Source organism: Candidatus Saccharibacteria bacterium, from assembly GCA_016789455.1.
Classification (GTDB): domain Bacteria; phylum Patescibacteriota; class Saccharimonadia; order Saccharimonadales; family Saccharimonadaceae; genus CAIJKY01.
Map to the genome: position 1 here is coordinate 461,760 of JAEUQU010000002.1, position 16,032 is coordinate 477,791.

22 protein-coding genes and 2 tRNA genes are annotated in these 16,032 nt (G+C 51.5%); 19 read left to right on the forward strand and 5 right to left on the reverse strand.

Features of this window, described 5'->3' with window-relative positions:
- Positions 1–8: 8 nt before the first annotated feature.
- Positions 9–93: transfer RNA gene (locus JNJ66_03480), tRNA-Tyr, on the forward strand.
- A 263-nt stretch (positions 94–356) separates the two neighbouring features.
- Positions 357–1,925 (forward strand): hypothetical protein, encoded by a 1,569-nt coding sequence (locus JNJ66_03485; protein MBL8159493.1) that lies wholly within the window; start codon positions 357–359, stop codon positions 1,923–1,925.
- A 6-nt stretch (positions 1,926–1,931) separates the two neighbouring features.
- On the opposite strand, the gene JNJ66_03490 is transcribed toward JNJ66_03485, so the two are convergent.
- Positions 1,932–2,255, reverse strand: coding sequence for a hypothetical protein (locus JNJ66_03490; GenBank protein ID MBL8159494.1), 324 nt, complete (start codon positions 2,253–2,255; stop codon positions 1,932–1,934).
- Between the two features lie 75 nt (positions 2,256–2,330).
- Between JNJ66_03490 and JNJ66_03495 the strand changes: the two genes are divergently transcribed.
- The 16 genes from JNJ66_03495 to rpmG all read left to right on the forward strand — a co-directional run bounded on the left by JNJ66_03495 (position 2,331) and on the right by rpmG (position 10,023).
- Positions 2,331–3,062: a hypothetical protein gene (locus JNJ66_03495; GenBank protein ID MBL8159495.1), complete on the forward strand. Its 732-nt coding sequence runs from the start codon at positions 2,331–2,333 to the stop codon at positions 3,060–3,062.
- A 180-nt stretch (positions 3,063–3,242) separates the two neighbouring features.
- Positions 3,243–4,151, forward strand: coding sequence for a restriction endonuclease (locus tag JNJ66_03500; protein ID MBL8159496.1), 909 nt, complete (start codon positions 3,243–3,245; stop codon positions 4,149–4,151).
- Positions 4,152–4,343: 192 nt separating this feature from the next.
- The gene (cutA, locus tag JNJ66_03505) at positions 4,344–4,553 is read left to right on the forward strand and encodes a divalent cation tolerance protein CutA (GenBank protein MBL8159497.1); all 210 of its coding nucleotides are present in this window, start codon (positions 4,344–4,346) and stop codon (positions 4,551–4,553) included.
- A gap of 116 nt (positions 4,554–4,669) precedes the next feature.
- On the forward strand, positions 4,670–5,143 hold the full coding sequence (locus JNJ66_03510) for a GrpB family protein (GenBank protein ID MBL8159498.1): 474 nt from the start codon (positions 4,670–4,672) through the stop codon (positions 5,141–5,143).
- Between the two features lie 30 nt (positions 5,144–5,173).
- Entirely contained in the window at positions 5,174–5,566 is a 393-nt protein-coding gene (locus tag JNJ66_03515) for a VOC family protein (protein MBL8159499.1), read from the forward strand.
- An 8-nt stretch (positions 5,567–5,574) separates the two neighbouring features.
- A complete protein-coding gene (locus JNJ66_03520; GenBank protein ID MBL8159500.1) occupies positions 5,575–5,808 on the forward strand; it encodes a hypothetical protein in 234 nt (77 codons plus the stop codon).
- A gap of 33 nt (positions 5,809–5,841) precedes the next feature.
- Positions 5,842–6,267, forward strand: coding sequence for an NUDIX hydrolase (locus tag JNJ66_03525; GenBank protein ID MBL8159501.1), 426 nt, complete (start codon positions 5,842–5,844; stop codon positions 6,265–6,267).
- Complete coding sequence (locus JNJ66_03530) at positions 6,264–6,515, forward strand: DUF2164 family protein (GenBank protein ID MBL8159502.1); 252 nt, start codon at positions 6,264–6,266, stop codon at positions 6,513–6,515. The genes JNJ66_03525 and JNJ66_03530 overlap by 4 nt, the downstream gene beginning before the upstream one ends.
- A gap of 20 nt (positions 6,516–6,535) precedes the next feature.
- Positions 6,536–6,952, forward strand: coding sequence for a hypothetical protein (locus tag JNJ66_03535; protein ID MBL8159503.1), 417 nt, complete (start codon positions 6,536–6,538; stop codon positions 6,950–6,952).
- Positions 6,949–7,440: a hypothetical protein gene (locus tag JNJ66_03540; protein MBL8159504.1), complete on the forward strand. Its 492-nt coding sequence runs from the start codon at positions 6,949–6,951 to the stop codon at positions 7,438–7,440. Before JNJ66_03535 ends, JNJ66_03540 begins: the two co-directional genes overlap by 4 nt.
- An 88-nt stretch (positions 7,441–7,528) precedes the next feature.
- Positions 7,529–8,668 (forward strand): right-handed parallel beta-helix repeat-containing protein, encoded by a 1,140-nt coding sequence (locus JNJ66_03545; protein MBL8159505.1) that lies wholly within the window; start codon positions 7,529–7,531, stop codon positions 8,666–8,668.
- An 83-nt stretch (positions 8,669–8,751) separates the two neighbouring features.
- Entirely contained in the window at positions 8,752–9,015 is a 264-nt protein-coding gene (locus JNJ66_03550; GenBank protein ID MBL8159506.1) for a hypothetical protein, read from the forward strand.
- A 1-nt stretch (position 9,016) separates the two neighbouring features.
- Positions 9,017–9,262, forward strand: coding sequence for a hypothetical protein (locus JNJ66_03555; GenBank protein MBL8159507.1), 246 nt, complete (start codon positions 9,017–9,019; stop codon positions 9,260–9,262).
- Positions 9,263–9,276: 14 nt separating this feature from the next.
- Entirely contained in the window at positions 9,277–9,507 is a 231-nt protein-coding gene (locus JNJ66_03560; GenBank protein ID MBL8159508.1) for a PspC domain-containing protein, read from the forward strand.
- Between the two features lie 99 nt (positions 9,508–9,606).
- Positions 9,607–9,682 (forward strand) — tRNA-Thr (locus JNJ66_03565).
- 134 nt (positions 9,683–9,816) lie between these two features.
- Positions 9,817–10,023, forward strand: a complete 207-nt coding sequence (gene rpmG / locus JNJ66_03570) for a 50S ribosomal protein L33 (protein ID MBL8159509.1) — start codon at positions 9,817–9,819, stop codon at positions 10,021–10,023.
- A gap of 153 nt (positions 10,024–10,176) precedes the next feature.
- Here the strand turns inward: rpmG and JNJ66_03575 are convergent, their stop codons facing one another.
- From JNJ66_03575 to JNJ66_03590, 4 genes are read right to left on the reverse strand one after another with little or no spacing between them, the layout of a single operon-like run.
- Positions 10,177–10,881: a hypothetical protein gene (locus JNJ66_03575; protein ID MBL8159510.1), complete on the reverse strand. Its 705-nt coding sequence runs from the start codon at positions 10,879–10,881 to the stop codon at positions 10,177–10,179.
- Between the two features lie 10 nt (positions 10,882–10,891).
- A complete protein-coding gene (locus tag JNJ66_03580; GenBank protein ID MBL8159511.1) occupies positions 10,892–12,868 on the reverse strand; it encodes a glycoside hydrolase family 15 protein in 1,977 nt (658 codons plus the stop codon).
- The gene (locus tag JNJ66_03585) at positions 12,868–14,088 is read right to left on the reverse strand and encodes a glycoside hydrolase family 57 protein (GenBank protein ID MBL8159512.1); all 1,221 of its coding nucleotides are present in this window, start codon (positions 14,086–14,088) and stop codon (positions 12,868–12,870) included. The genes JNJ66_03580 and JNJ66_03585 overlap by 1 nt, the downstream gene beginning before the upstream one ends.
- A complete protein-coding gene (locus tag JNJ66_03590; GenBank protein MBL8159513.1) occupies positions 14,085–15,302 on the reverse strand; it encodes a glycosyltransferase family 4 protein in 1,218 nt (405 codons plus the stop codon). The genes JNJ66_03585 and JNJ66_03590 overlap by 4 nt, the downstream gene beginning before the upstream one ends.
- Before the next feature lie 130 nt (positions 15,303–15,432).
- Between JNJ66_03590 and JNJ66_03595 the strand changes: the two genes are divergently transcribed.
- Positions 15,433–15,966, forward strand: coding sequence for a hypothetical protein (locus JNJ66_03595; protein ID MBL8159514.1), 534 nt, complete (start codon positions 15,433–15,435; stop codon positions 15,964–15,966).
- Positions 15,967–16,032 lie beyond the last annotated feature (66 nt).

The window sequence follows — 16,032 nt, forward strand, 5'->3', positions numbered from 1 at the left end:
TTTAACATGCTGGGATAGTGAAGCGGTCAAACACGGCTGACTGTAAATCAGCTGGCTCAGCCTTCGGGGGTTCGAATCCCTCTCCCAGCACCAATTTAAGAAACCGCCTCGTGCGGTTTTTTAAATTGGTCTTGAGTTGGGATTCGATCGCCCGAAGGCGAAGCCTGAGCGGGGCAGAACTGCCAGTGGCAGTTCTGTAAGCAATGCTTGGCCGAGTGGGTGAGCTGTAGCGCCAGCGAAGGCGAACGTAGAGCGAGCAAGACAATTCGACTCCCTCTCCCAGCACGCGTAGTACTGCCCTGCAATAAAGTAGCTTTATAGGCGTATAATGAACACTACTTCAGAGGACAAGCAATATGAATATTACAGACATGGTCACAAGAGGAATGCTGTCGCAGACTGCAGAGAATAAGATTGAGTTCCTGCGCTCGTTGCTAGGTATAAATTCATCGATCCTTATAGCAGTCGTGGGTCTGGTGTTTATTCTTTACCAGATCGACCGTTATAACAAATTCAAGAAGATTAACTATTGGTATTTAGTTACTTACGTTTTAGCTGGCACTACTATAGGACTAGTCATTCCAACGGTCTTCCTGCACAGTGCCGATCCGCATAATAAAAACCCGCTGTACATAGTTGCTGGGCTATCGGTTTATATTTTAATATTGCTGTCAACCACGTATATGGTACTGGCTCTGCAGTCCATGTCCACAACACGAATTATCAAGAGATTTCGCTACCGTACTGCTTTAAGCATAAAACTTGAGCGATTTTACGCAAAGACATACAACATCGTTAGCAGATTTTTCTTCAAAGTGACCAAAACCGAAATGAAATTTAAAGGCAAGTATAAAGAACTCTGGCGTATAGGTACTGGAAGGAATCTTCACCCACTAGCAAAGATGAATAAAGAAACTTGTCTTCAGCATGGCGTCGTAGGGCAGGAATACGATGTTGCCGAGCTATCGCCGCTAAGCGTTCGTATGGACTTGCTTGTAAGAATGGCGGCAACCGCAGCCGACACTAATGACATAAAGGTATTCCGGCAAATTATAGAAAGATACGTCAACCTAATTAAGAAGTCAGATGATCATCAAGAGGAGTATTCAAACGACCTGCAGTCTATTGCCGGAATTCTAATACGAAATAACCGCTACGAGCTATACGACCTGCTGATTGAAGACATAGGCACACTGCTTCTGAAAGATAAAAAGGCACTAAAACAGCTTGATGACAACAATGGATATCTATACGCTACGCTCCTGTACCAATATGTTGGTAAGGCGAATGATGCCGAATCAGCGCAGCGGGGCGCAACGCGACTGATGAACCTGCACTTTGCCATACTCAATGCTAACGACGATGACCAGGCTAGCAACTGGCTAACTACAGGGGACGCCTGCAAGCAATACGAAATTAAGTCTGCTTCAAAAATTGCAGAGAAGGAACAGCCGTACAGTTTATGGCTAATGTACGAGAAAGCAAATTATTTTACTCATCATGGAGCAGAGGTTAAAGATGTCCGGATTTCTATCGCTTATCTGCGTCTTATCTCAAACATAGGGATAATCGGTCGCGTGTACAGATATCATTGTGGCGCAACAGACTGTTCCAAATCTATCTATCAGCATGCATTTGAGACTTTCGAGACACTTGGCGAATATTATATAGACCAGTTTGATGAAAAAGATACTGAGCGCTACCTATACGCATATACTGATGCCTTTGAAAAGCTAACCGGTTATGAAATCAAGTTTGATTTTAGGCAAGGCAAGCGCATCATCAATAGGAATAAGCCTAAAATGATGCACACCTTCAAAATAGGCCCGACTCACGAGACATCAGACATGGAATCTATTGACTATAGTAAGCTAAACAAAAAAACACTGCATCGCCTGATGGTTAGCCGTAAAGCTACCTGGTAGCCATGGCTACTTTTTCGCAAATGGCAGTTTATCTAGTAAGAACTGGCGCTCCTGCTTTAAGCGCTCCAGCTCACGTAAAGGACGCGTCCTAGCGGTCGTCACCATCCGCAGGCGCTGGTCTTCATTGACTAAATGTCCGGTCGTTCTTGCTGTGATGTCTGAGTCAATACCATCAACCTCGTTTTCCTTAGCCCGAATTGCACGCTCATTTGCAAGCAACTTACGATAGAGAATAATCTGCCAGATACTGTAGCTAACTAAGGTGACGGTCGCGGCAACCACACTCATAAAAGTCAAGATATCAGTGACGCTGCCGAGCGTGATTGACAAAGAATGCATAAGACTATTAAACAGTACTCGATCGGTAGGTTACAATAGCCACACAAGGTTATTGAAAGGAGCGCCATGGATATCCTCTGGTTTTATATTTCGGCCGACGACAAGGATTTTTGGGCCGGCGTAATCGGCACTATAGTTAGCAACTTGGTGACCGTGCTGGGTATCTTTATAGCCGCCTGGCTTGCACACCGGCATGAACGGCGCAAAACAGAGAATGAAAAGCTGGCAGTTTACTCACGGGCATGCCTGAGGGCTGAAGCCGACCTTAATAACCTCCTAACTATGCTTTACGCCAATGTCAGACTGCTACAGGCGTGTACGCAGCATTTGGCCGACGGAGCCGCCATGGCTAACCTTCCACGCGTGACGCCTATTAACCGTGAGCTATTTGCCGAATTTAGAAACACCGAGTTGATTAATACATGGCTGAGCCTCTACCAGGCGAACAGCTTAGTCAACAATCTCGTAGAGGATTACCGGCAATACTATGCAAGAGTGACCGACGAGGTCCATACAATGCTGTTAAATGGTGAAAAACCAGAAGCCAAGGTAATCCAGGATGACTATCGGACTCTGCAAGGGTTTGGTGGTGCGGTGGGCCGCGCCACCGAGGGATGCATCGAGCGTGCCTTTGATACTTACGCTCTCATCTCGGTCCATGCAAATGATGGCGAAATGAGATTCAAGCGGTTTAAAAAACTGTACGAGTTCCGTGCAACAGAAGCGGACCTCGAAGCCGAGCGTGCCAAGCTGGTTAAGCAATTTAGCCCGGATGACATGTTCCTGGACGTCAAATAGATTGCCGGACAATACGAGTAATCCGGCAAACACGAAACTGACGAGTATCATCCCCATGGTGAGCAGCCATCTTAATGCATGTATGAACAGTTTGCAACCGTAAGCGCTTGTACGACCAACAGTGATCAGCCTCAAGCTCATTAGTTAATACAACTTTCAAAGATATGTCATAATACAACGGTGAAAAACACTAGATTTGAATACCTAATAAAAACGCTATCTCGTACTAAACGTAAAGATTACGAAAATTATATTGTTAATGCCATATGGAATAGGCTTAACGATAGCTCTATCAAGCCCGCATCACAGTGGTTTGTAAAGAACCAGAATGGCTGGCATCTCATAGATCTCTACTTTCCACAAATTAATCTTGGTGTCGAGTGCGACGAAGGCCACCACAAGAGCAACCAAGCCAATGACGAGCAGCGAGAATTAAAACTTATCGAAGTCCTAAGTGCCGCAAGTAAGCATCCATATCAGGCTTTGCATATTGACGCCACTTTACCGTTTGAAGATATAGAACTAAAAATAAATGATTGCGTGCGCAAGATAAAGATGCTCGTTAAAGAAAGACGTGAAGCTAACGATTTTATTGAATGGTCTGACGTAGACACAGTGACATATTTTAAAGATAAACAAATTATACGTTCCAGTGACGATATACTATTTCCAACTATCGTCAGTGCGGTAAATAGCCTCATGCAGTCTACCAAGAAAGGCTACCAACTGGGATACTTTACTCCTCGAGGATTAGATTCCAAGTATAAGTTTTGGTTTCCTCAATTGGAAGTTGAAGGTAAGGCTCAAGCACGGGGATGGCATAATATATTGTCCGAAGACGGCAAAACCATCACTGAATATAATGACGACATAAAGGCCAACATGGTCAATTGGGAGGGCACAAGTCGCAAAGAGTTTTTAGACTATATTCGAGTTACTTTTGCCAAGGTGCGCGACCCCATCACCAATAAGCGCGCTTATAAATTTGTCGGCTTATTTGAGTTAAAAGCTATAGACGATGGCGATGTTAGGACTTACTCTAAAATTAGCGATACTTTCAATGCCAGTAGGTACAAGTTGTCTACTTAATGTTTAAATATTTCGGCAAGTGAAACAAAAAGGCCCAATAAGATCAATGGATATGATAACTGTAAGGTTCTTAAAAAGTAGAGTACAAAAGAGGTAGTAGGATCCATTTAGTAAGACTTCCACTATTCGAATGAAATTTTTTATCAACGACAATCCTATCCATACTTTTAGTGCTTTTGCTATACTCAACCCATGCACCAATACTACGAAGTCCACATCTCCGCCGAAACCCAACCCCAAGCCGACACCATCCTTAATTCATTACTAGAAAAGAAACTTGCCACCGGCGGCCAATTCATCAAGACCCCATCCCGCTTCCTCTGGAAAGGCGAGATAGAAGAGATGGATTACATCACTATCACCTCATTCACGACTGCCGAGAAGAAAGAGGCCCTCGTGTAGGATGTCGAGCTAAACACTTCCGAAGAATTCCCCATGATCCGTTTCATCGCCATCGACGTCAACCACAAGCTTGCCTCGTGGATCGAGCAAACACTAGCATAGGACAATCATGTAGTATGTCTGAAAAGATCTTTCACCTCCAACCCTGGAACCCTGCACTTGTGACTACCGCGCACAAAGTAACCCGCCAAATCCACGCCCTCGCTCCAGAACTTGAAGTCCTCTTCATGGGAGCCGCCGCCTTAGCCCTCCCCGGCAAGAACGACATCGACCTCGACATCCTCTGCGACGCCCACGACGTCAGCAAGTACGCAGCACTCCTCGCGCCAGTACTCGGCGAACTCAAAGAACTCAACGACAAGACCGCCTCCTGGTCCACCACCATCGACGGTTTCAAAGTGGACGCCATCCTCTCCGACCCGACCATCTCACACGTACCAAAACAACAGGCCATCTTCCACAAGCTCAAGGCCAACGCCAAGCTACGCGACCACTACCGCCAGCTCAAGGAGTCCTGCGACGGCAAACCCTACAAAGAGTACGAGCAGCACAAGAAAGCCTTCTTCGAGCAGGTATATAATAGTAACTAGAAACCTTAGCGCAGATTCCAGGAGGTAACTATGTTCGAACCAACCAGCACATTCAGCGGCTTCTCCGTTGATGATATCAAAGCGGCAGAAGCATTCTACGCCGATACCCTGGGCGTCACCATCGACAGCACAGAGATGGGCCTCGATATCACTCTGCCTGGCGGCGCAAAACTCTTTGTTTACGAGAAAGAGGATCATCAGCCTGCTACGTTCACCGTCCTTAACTTCATCGTCGATGACATCGACAAGTCCATCGCAGCCCTCGAAGAAAAAGGCGTCACTTTTGAACACTACGACCTTGGCAACGGCGCCGTAACTGACGAAAGCGGCGTACTGCGCGGTCTTAGCGCAAACATGGGTCCGGATATCGCCTGGTTCAAGGACCCTGCAGGCAACGTCCTATCACTCGTACAGACGCAATAGGGAACAGCATGAGCATTGAGCAGCGCACCCCAGACAAGCAACAGATTAGTATCCTCTGCACAAACTACCGGGGCGATACCGCTTGGCGTACCATCATTCCACAGTCCATTTGGTTTGGCGGCACCGAATGGCATCCCGAGAAACAATGGCTGCTCAAGGCGTATGATGTAGAGAAGGATGCTGAGCGAGACTTTGCGATGAAAGATATCCAACGCTGGAGCGCGACCCAACCTGACGCATAAGCTTCCGCATGCATTTACTGCTATAATTCGTCCATGCCTTCCATATCACTCGTTACCGGCGTCCTTGTGAAAAATGCTGATAATAAGTTTCTGCTTGTGAAAAAACCGGATGATGTCGGGCCTTACGCTGGCACATACCTGCCTCCTGGCGGCGCTGTCGATCAGGATGAACGCATCGACGAGGCCGCCCTGCGCGAGCTATACGAGGAAACCGGCGTCAAAGTGACGAACCTAAAGCGCGTTTACTTTGATGATGATATCACCGAAAACTGGGCAGGCAAGGTCAAGCACATGGTCGGACTACTTTACACTGCAGACTACGCATCAGGCGACCTCACTCCCAAAGAAGGCAACGATGATGATTTTGATGTCGTCGGCTGGTTCTCACTGGAAGAGATGAAACACATGCCCTTATCCCCGCCGATAGAAAAACTAATGAGACATCTTGGCTACCTATGAGCATCGTGCGCAAATGGGATATGGCCGATGAAAGCACTAAGAAGCAGTGCACTGATGAAGTCATCGCCTATATTGAAGACTTAGAGGGCGCACAGCCGGGCGTCATCGCCGCCCAAGACATCATCGACATCGTCATGCAGCATCTTGGCCCAACGGTATACAATGCCGGCCTGGCCGACGCGAATAAGCTCATCAAACAGAAGCTCGGTGACATCGAGACCGAACTGGATACGCTGCATCAGCCATAGCAACTGCTATACTTAAACCTATGCTTGGCAACAACTACCTCCTCTGGGAAAACGACCTTTTCATCGTGTGCACGCCGCACAACCCGCACCTTCCATACAGTGAAGGCCCGATACTCGTTATCAAGACCAAGCACGACATCGCCAACGCCTGGCAAGATCCACTCCTGACCGGACACGCTTTTCATCTGGCCGCGCAGGTCTGCCAGGTGGTAGAGAAACTTGGCCTTGCCCCTTGGTTCAACATCCAGACGAATGGCAATTGGGGCCTGCTGCCCGATGCCACGCCGTTTTTTCATATCTATATATACGGCCGCAACAAAACTGAGCGCTGGGCCAAACCGATCATCCTACCCGAAGTCCCCAAGGCATACCATAATGACCCCATGCCCGAACCAGATCGAGCAAAATTAGCACAAGCCTTTACGGAGCTATCGTGAAACCGGTTGACTACCGCATAATGCGGAAGACGATTATTACACTCGTGCAAGCTAATCGCCACAAGCTCGTGTCGGTTGATGTTGCAGGTGATGAATCTATATTTGCATTTGAGGGCAAGCACTACGTTTGTGAAATTCAAATAGACGGCAATTGGTTCGGCTATGACCTGCAGGTAGAAGATGCAGCCGGATGTGACTTTGTTGATTATGTCGATGCCCGCCGCATGAATGATAAGCGTCGTACAAAGGAAGAACTTAGAGTTTACGAGGAGATGCTTAATACAGTAAGAAAGTTACTGAACGGCGATATATATTACTTAGCAAACCCCAATTGTTCTTATGTTGCTACTAAAAATAATGATGGCACTTTTGATGTAAGCTATTGGGAGCTAAAAATGTTTTTGTTTTATCCGTATAGCTCTGGCTGGAGTAATCGAACGTTTAGTAAAGACGAGTTCGACAAGTTGCACTTGAAAGTTTTAGACTGACAAATTTGTAGCATAGGAGTAACTTGGCTAGGTAGTTTTGGTTTCAATGTACTCAATCATGGTATTATTGAAGTAAGAGTTGCAGAAAATGAAAAAATCCAAAACCCCTCGTCTCACCCTCATCTTAAGCATTGCCACCGGCCTGCTCATACTCCTCGCCGGCATCTTCGTCTACCTCACCCTCGCCGCCGGCCCCTCCGCCAACCGCGAAGCCGAAGACGCCACCCCGGACGAATTCGCTAAGGTCATCAGCGACCCCGCCGCCAGCAACTCCGAAGCCCTGCAGTTCCTCGGCCAATCCACCACGCCCGACGACGGCAATTTTGAGACCGTCAACGTCAGCGACGCCACCAGCCTGCAGACCGCCCTGGATAACGCCCAGCCCGGCCAACACATCGTCATGGCCGACGGCTCCTATGGCGGCAAGTTCACCATCACCAAGCCCGCCGCCGCCGATAAGCCCATCAAGCTCAGCGGCAGCCGCGGCGCCATCATCGACGGGGGCGATCTGAACAGCGGCTATGCATTGTACCTCGGTAACGCCGACTACTGGCACCTGGAAGGCTTTACCATCACCAACCGCGAGAAGGGCCTGATGGCCGATGACATTGATTTCACCACCATTAAAGGCCTGTATGTCCACACCATCGGCAACGAAGCCATCCATATCCGCTCCAACTCCTCCGACAACACCATCGACGGCAATGAGATCACCAACACCGGCTTGACCAACATCGAGTTCGGCGAAGGCATCTACGTAGGATCTGCCAACAACAACTGGGGCACCACCTCGGTCGGCGGCACCGTCACCATTCCCACGCCGGACAAGTCCGACAACAACAAGCTCATCAATAACAATATCTACAAGACCGGCGGTGAGTCCATGGACATCAAGGAGGGCACCACCGGCGGGCTCATCAAAGGCAACACGTTCGACGGCGCCGAGATGGGCGGCCCCTACGCCGATTCCTGGATCGACATGAAGGGCAACGGCTGGACCATCGAGGGTAATAAGGGCAAGAACGCCAAGGCCGATGCCTTCCAGGTCCACGCCAACAGCATCGAAGGGGAGTGGGGCCACGATAATATTTTTACCGGCAACATCATCGAATCGGGCGTGCCTGGCTACGGCTTCAATATCGGCAGTGCCAGTGGCAACACGGTCAAATGTGACAATCAGGCACCGGGTGCGGCCAAGGGCCTGAGCGACATCGAGTGTACGCCGTAACAAGATAACGGCGTCGACTGCTACATGCCGCTACCTGATCCTGCTCCGCTTTAAGCTGGCGCACATCATGATATAATGAAGGCATGGTACAGAAGCAGCTACTCAGAGTTCTGACCGGAATCATCCTCCTCGTCGCAGGGATGATAACTATCATGGCCGGGCTGCTTATCTCATTGTTCGCGCTTGATGGCAGTTGGTTGTTGCTGTCACTGCTGGGACTCGGTATCGTCATTGGCGGCGTTCTGCTCGTCATCAAGGAGCTCCACACAGCACTCGGCTACGCCAAGCGGCACATACCCAAGACTAAGCCGGGCCAGCGGCCGGTGAAGCATATAAAATCAGAGTGATATGAACGATCGGCTTTTTGCGGCAGTCTTAGGCACCTTTTTCGTCGGTATCGGCGGGCTTTTTGCGGCGACGGCGCTGACTGATTTGCAGATTCCCTATGTACTAAGAGCCGGCGCCATTATCTGCGATGCTACGGCAATCTGTGCCGATGCCGACATCATACTGCTACCAGTCGCGGCCATTCTCATGCTTGAGGGTGCCATCATCGCCATGGTGCGGGCCGTCTCGCCAGCGCATCAACCGTAGCGTATAATGAGAGCATGAAACGTTTATACCGATCTGAAACTGACAAAAAACTAGGCGGTGTCTGCGGTGGCCTGGGCGAGTACTTCGGTCTTGATCCGGTCCTGTTCCGCATTGGCTTCGTAGTGGCCACCGTGGCGGGTGCCGTGCCTGGTATTCTCCCGTACATCGTACTATGGATCCTGATTCCTACCAAAAGCGCCCTCCCGCCTGAGCACGACGACGACACTACTGCCAAATCAGAGTAAATTCAGCAGAAAAGCCTGTCAAAACTGCCACGCATCTGCTACAATAACTCTGTTCACGCACAGCGTCTTATTTGAAGCAAGGCAGCGACAGGCAATTACGCCCCGATAGCTCAGTTGGTAGAGCGCATCCATGGTAAGGATGAGGTCACGGGTTCGAATCCCGTTTGGGGCTCCATATTTGTCTATTGAATTGCTGAGATAGCTTGAAAGACGCTCCAGTATCTGATATACTAGCGTAGATTTAATCCATCTCATAAGAGGTAGCTCGCTCCGCGAGAAACATAAGCGTAATTTACAGGTTATAACGACATGGCAAAGAAGAACCAAAAGCGGAAAGTAGTCGGCCTGGTCTGCGAAGAGACCGGTCTGCGTTTGTATTACACAACCAAGAACACCCAGAATACTACTGAAAAGCTGTCATTTCTGAAGTACAACCCAAAGCTCCGCCGCCGCACCCGTTTCACCGAGGTCAAGAAGAACCTGGGCCGCAACGAAGTCAAGGCTCGTAAGCACTGATCTCGGCATCTACCGTATGGAAACACCCGCATCGAGCGGGTGTTTTTTATTACGGGCAGCAGGGGAGTGTGTAAGCTAAGGCTCTTGACAAAAGTACATAAATGTGCTATGTACACCACTTGTCAATACCCTTGTGCTTAAGAGACCAGGATATCAGGCATTCTCATGCGCCATCCGGTGCGCCGGCGCCGCCTCATCATCAGCAGCCCCCGTCGGCTGCACCACTTCAAGCTTATCCGCCAACCACAGGCCCACGCGGGCCATCTCTTCCAGGTCCTTCTCGTGGACGACCGGTTGGCTGTTATAGATGTAGATGGTCGAGCCATCAAACTCGTAGTCAAAGTGGCTGAAGTGGTGGGCCAGCATGCCGGTAACAGAGGTGCTCATGACTTCGGAGACTGTATCAAACTTATCTGACGGCGCGTAGGGGATGAAATGCTCGGCGAACTTGCCATCGTGGTTGATGAACAGGTTGGTGGCCACCTGGAAGTTGGCAAAATTGATGTACAGGTTGGAGTAGAAAACCTCGTCGTGGTGGTGAGCATCCAAAAAGATATGCGGCAGCTCGGTGGCGGGGCCAAGATCCACCTGGACGATTACCCAGTGGTAGTCATTCTCGCCTTTGCCAGGAAAACGCAGCGAATTTGTGCGCTCTAAAAGGCTGATATCCCGCCCTTTGACGTTGCCGACTGCGAAATGCCGGTCGACATGCGAAGTCGAAGCCGTCACGCCGCGCACCACGGCGTGTTCATCATACCGGTGGTCGACATGCCCGAAATAGACCAGGTCGAACTTCTTGGCAAATGTCTTGATGGTCTTGCCGTTGGAGCTGCGGTGGAGCAGGTCGAGGATGCTCATAGGGTGTCCGCTAGGATTTTGCGTCCTCCGGCTGGCCGTCAGGCAGGTTGGTAGCGACCATGTCGAGCAGGGCGTTGATGTATTCAGCCTGGCTCCAGGTCAGTGGCGCGACTGAGATGAACTCCTGGGTGTACGGGTTGATCTGCTCGGATAGGACGCCGGAGCCCATCATGCTGTCGCGGACCCAGGCCAGGATGACGCGGGCGTCTTCGACGCGGCCGGTCTCGAAGTAGTACTGGGCAATCCAGAGCGTGGTGATGAACCAGGGGTTGGCACCCTTTTCGTCGACGGCGTCGTAGCGGTCGTGTTCGTAGCGTGGCATCGGCGTGACCTTGCAGTCCTCGACACAGACGCCGAACTCGCGGCAGATGGTTTCGTAGCTCTCCTTTACTTCCGGACTGTCGATGGGGAAGAGGCCGAACATGAAGGCGCCGTAGAAGCTGGAGAGATCGATGACGTCGTCGTAGTAGAGGCCGTCGTCCTGAACACGGATGCCTTTGTAGAAGAACTTGCGTTCCTTATTGTAGAGCGTGCTGCGGGCAGCGGTAGCGATCTGTTCGGCCATGGCCTGCCAGCGGGTGGCGCTGTGTTGGTCGCCGACAAGTTCGGCCAGGTCGACTGCCGTCACCAGGCCGCCATAGACGGTGGCCACGGTGTAGGTGGAAGTAAGGAACTTTTCTTCCCACAGGTCATAGCTGGCGTGCGGCAGCTTGGTGTCCTCATCGACGTAGGCACAGAGGAAGTTGGCCATCTTCTTAATGAAGTTTTCATAGTATTGCTTGAGGAAGAACTCGTCGCCTGTCTGGCGGTAGTATTCACCACAGAGGAATAGGACGATAGCCGTCTCGTCTTCCTGGATGGGCGGTTCGGCCTTGCCGGCGTAGACATAGGCGTGCCAGCTGCTGCCGATGGCGCCGTCCGGCTGGTATTTGTGCATCAAAAACCCATCGGTGGTCAGGCCGCGGCGGCAGAACTCGAAGAAGCGCTGCAGCTCGTCCTTGTAGCCCAGGCGCAGCAGCGGCCACATGGTATAGGCGCCGTCACGGGGCCAGCAGTAGGTGTAGGAATCGCGCGAGTAGTTGAGCATGGTGGTGTCGGTGCTGGCAATGACGCCGCCGCGGCTATCGACGTGCGACTTGGTAATCAGCAGACTTTTGGTGAAGCTGTCTTTGAAGTCGGCGTCGATGGAGGCACGGATATCACCGGACTTGCCCAGCCAGTAGCGCCAGGATTGTTCGGTCACTGCCTGGCGGTGCGCGACGGTATCTTTCTTAAGCTGGCGGTGCAATAGAATGGCACCTTGTGTGGTCTTGCCGCAGGCCACCCAGTAGTTGACGATGGCTGAATCATGCGCGGGGACGTCGACGACGCAGCGGATGACGGTGTCGACGCGGCCGTGCTCGACATTGTTGCCGGACAGTTCGCCGTCCTCGGCGTCGCGGAAGGTGCCCTCTTTGCCCTCGATACCGAAGATACCGATGGCATGCTGGTCAAACTCCACGCCTTTGTTATCAACGGCACCGACCACGAAGGCACGATGACCTTTGTAGTGCAGGATGGCGTTTTCGCCCGGCAGATACTGGGCGGTGTCGCCGGAGAGGCTGTTGCTGATGCGGAAGACCTGGTGCATGAACAGTCGCACGGACCGCTGCTGGTCGCCGCTATTGACGATGTGGATGTTGCGCAGGAAAGCATCGTACTCGCTGTCAACGGTGTCATGGAACTTGAGCGTGATACCAAGGCGTTCGTGATGGGCGGTGATCAGGCCGATGAGGGCCTCGGGTTCGTAGCCGTAGGTGAAGCGCCAGGACTTATCATCGAGCCAGGTAAACTGGTTGTCTACCCAGACACCGATGCGATGGCGCATGCGGTCGGCGGTAGCATGGTTTTCCAGGCCGACGTACGGGTAAAAGAAATCGTGTACCATCGCATACCGGTTGATACCGACATGCATGCTGCCGTTGCTGAGGACGACTGGTCTGGTCATTAGTGAATCCCTTCCTTGTGTTTCATAACTCTTAGTTTTAGGTCGCGCAGGCAGTTCATGTAGTACATGAAGGCATCATAGGGCGAATCATAGGGACTGAAATAAGCATGGACATCACCGTCGCGGAACCACTTGGTACACATATAGTAGGGGTGGTCCGAGATCTGCAGGCGGCGCCAGTCTTCGATGAGGGCACGATCCTCGGTGGCCAGGACATCGGTCTCCAGGTCGTACAGCAGCTGCATGGCCTGCTGCTGCATGGGGTTGCCGAGCCAGGCGGTCAGGTCGCGCTCGGTGTCGGCCCAGGTGACGGTATATGGGATGTCGACGTAATCGACCGGCTCGAAGGCCTCGATGGCCTCGGAGGGGGTCATGAAGGTGTTGCCGTGGTGCTTGAGGAACTCGACAGGCAGGGCGCGCAAAAAGTCGAAGATGCCCGTCTCTTCCCATTGGTGCTCACCAAAGGTTTCGTAATCCATAAAGAGGTTGACGTTGGTCTGGTCTTTCGGGAGGGCGTTAATCCAGTGGACGTATTTGTCGGCGGTCAGCGGATGGTCGGCCCAATCGTGGTTGCTGAAACGGAAGGCGATGTCATCGCTCATGCGGTAGTTCTTCATCAGCAGGCGGATGTTGTTGGTGTAGCTGGGGCGGTAGACAAAGTTGGGGCTGCGCCAGCCAAGAATGGGATCCCAGCCTTCAGTCAGGATGCCTTTGTAGCCGTTCTGGTCGGCCCAGTAGGCCAGGTCGTTATTGTAAGCGAACTCGGTGTTGCGGAAGACCTGCGGCTTGACGCCGAAGACCTGTTTGACCTTTTCTTCGTGCATGCGGACCTGCTTGGCGAATTCGAAGCGGCTGTAGAAGAAAGCCAGGCTGTGGTAATACGTTTCGCCGATGATTTCGACGCGGCCGGTTTCCACCAGGCGCTTGAAGCTTTCCAGGACGTCCGGTGCCCACTGCTCCAACTGCTCTATGACGGTGCCGGTGATAGACATGGCCACGCGGAACTCCGGATGCTTCTCCAGCAGCTCCAGCAGCACGGCGTTCATCGGCAGGTATGATTTCTTGGCGACCTTCTTCAGGATGAACTTGTTGTTGGCGTTGCCATGTACTTCCGGCTGGTTGAAATAATTGTGGTCATGACCGGACTCAAACACCGAGTAGGGCCGTACGCGGTACGGTTGGTGGACATGCAGATAGAGGACGATGGCCCGTTTGCTCATGCTGTAGCTCCGACGGGGGCTAAACCGTGATAAATTGCTTTGAACTGTCCGGCAGCCTTCTTCCAGGACATGTGGTTGAACTCGTGGGTGACCATGTCTTTGAGGGTGCATTGCAGCGCATCATGGCGGGCGACGGACACTATCTGCGAAGCAAAGGTCTCAATATCCCAGAAGTCGAACTTCAGGATGTTGTGCAGCACCTCGGCGGCACCTGACTGCTTGGATATGAGCAGGGCATTGTTGTGGCCGGCGGCCTCGAGCGCTACCAGCCCGAACGGCTCGCTGACCGAGGGCATGACAAAGATATCACCAATGTCATAGACATCGCGCCAGGCTTTGCCGCGGACGAAGCCGGTGAAGATGATGTTCTCGGAGATACCCAGCTCGGCAGAGCGCAGCAGCAGCTCGTCGCGGAGCTCGCCGGAACCGGCCAGCAGGAACAGCAGCTTCGGCTCCTGCTCGACGGCACGCTGAGCGGCCTCCAGCAGGTAGCGCAGGCCTTTTTGGACCGTCAGGCGGCCAACGCTGACGACGACGGTATAGCCACGTTGTTTCATCTGGGCGAGGTAGCGGTAGGTATTATCAGTGCCAAGCGGCTCGTAATCATCGATGTTGATGCTGTTGTGGACGACCTCCACCTTATCGGCGGGAATGCCATACTCGCGGACGATGATGTCGCGGGTAATCTTGCTGACGGCGATGATCTTGTCGGCCATCATCAGGCCGTTGTATTCGATGTCATGCACCAGCGGGTTGCCATGATGTTCGCCGGAGCGGTCAAATTCGGTAGCGTGCACGTGGGCCACCAGCGGCTTGCCGGTGATTTCTTTGGCACGGATAGCAGCCTCAAAGGTCAGCCAGTCGTGGGCGTGGATCACATCGAGTTCCTGCTTCTTCACCATCTTCTCGACATGCTTGACATAGCGCATCTGCTGGGCGCGCAGGGTGCCGGGGATGCCGTGGTCACAGCTCTCAGCTTCGGTGCAGGTGTAGCAATGGCTGTCGTAAGCGCCCGGCAACATCAGCTGTTGCGGTGTCGCGTTGACGGCGCTGTGCACGGTCATGAAATCAATGTCGTGTTCCGCTGTGTACGGCACGACAAAATCAATGGACACGCCCTCCATGGCCAATTGCTTGGACATGTGATAACACGCCACTCCCAACCCACCGCTATTATGCGGCGGCAATTCCCACCCTAGCATTAAAATTTTCATGCGTCCCCGAAAGTCCCTGTATTGGTCCGAATGTTGGTTATGCTTTTACTCCATTGTACGAGTTCTTGATTTCCAATACAACTCTATATTATTTCTTACTCTAGTTTATAGTATCGCTATAATAATGAGTATGGAAACAGCTACAAAAGAAGAGGCTTGGCAAAAAGCAGTTAAACAAGTTCTTGCGATACAGGATAAGCTAGGCATGCCGATCGATAAAGAAATTACCGAGGCGGTAGCAGCTTTAAGATTGCATGGGTTTAACACTATAAGCTCTTGCGGAGGTCATGTTGCCAGGAACACAGGAGGCCCTTATGTGCTTTTTGAGTCACAGTTAGCACTTCACCATGCACAAGAAGCAAGAAAGTTAGTGGATCATAAGCAAAAATATTTAGCCCTCCGCAAAAAGGCAAAAGACGCTTCGGCGCTGGAAATCAACAAATTGTTAGTACTGTTAGAAAACTTTTATGCAAACAGGCAGGTTGCGTACAGACAACAAATAGTAGTGCAATACATGCCACTGTCAATTTATAGCCTGCACATAGTAGGGGCAGAGGCTATGGAAACTGTTTACGGGGTGTATAAATCCGCCACACTGCAGCTTTACCAAAAAGAGTTTGCCGATTTTTCCGAATACCTTAAAAAAGAGTTTTTTGCGAAGTGATAAAATGATGACACTCCCCCTGCCGGTACTGGGCCGGCAGAGGGGGTGTGTTACCGTTGCGGCGAG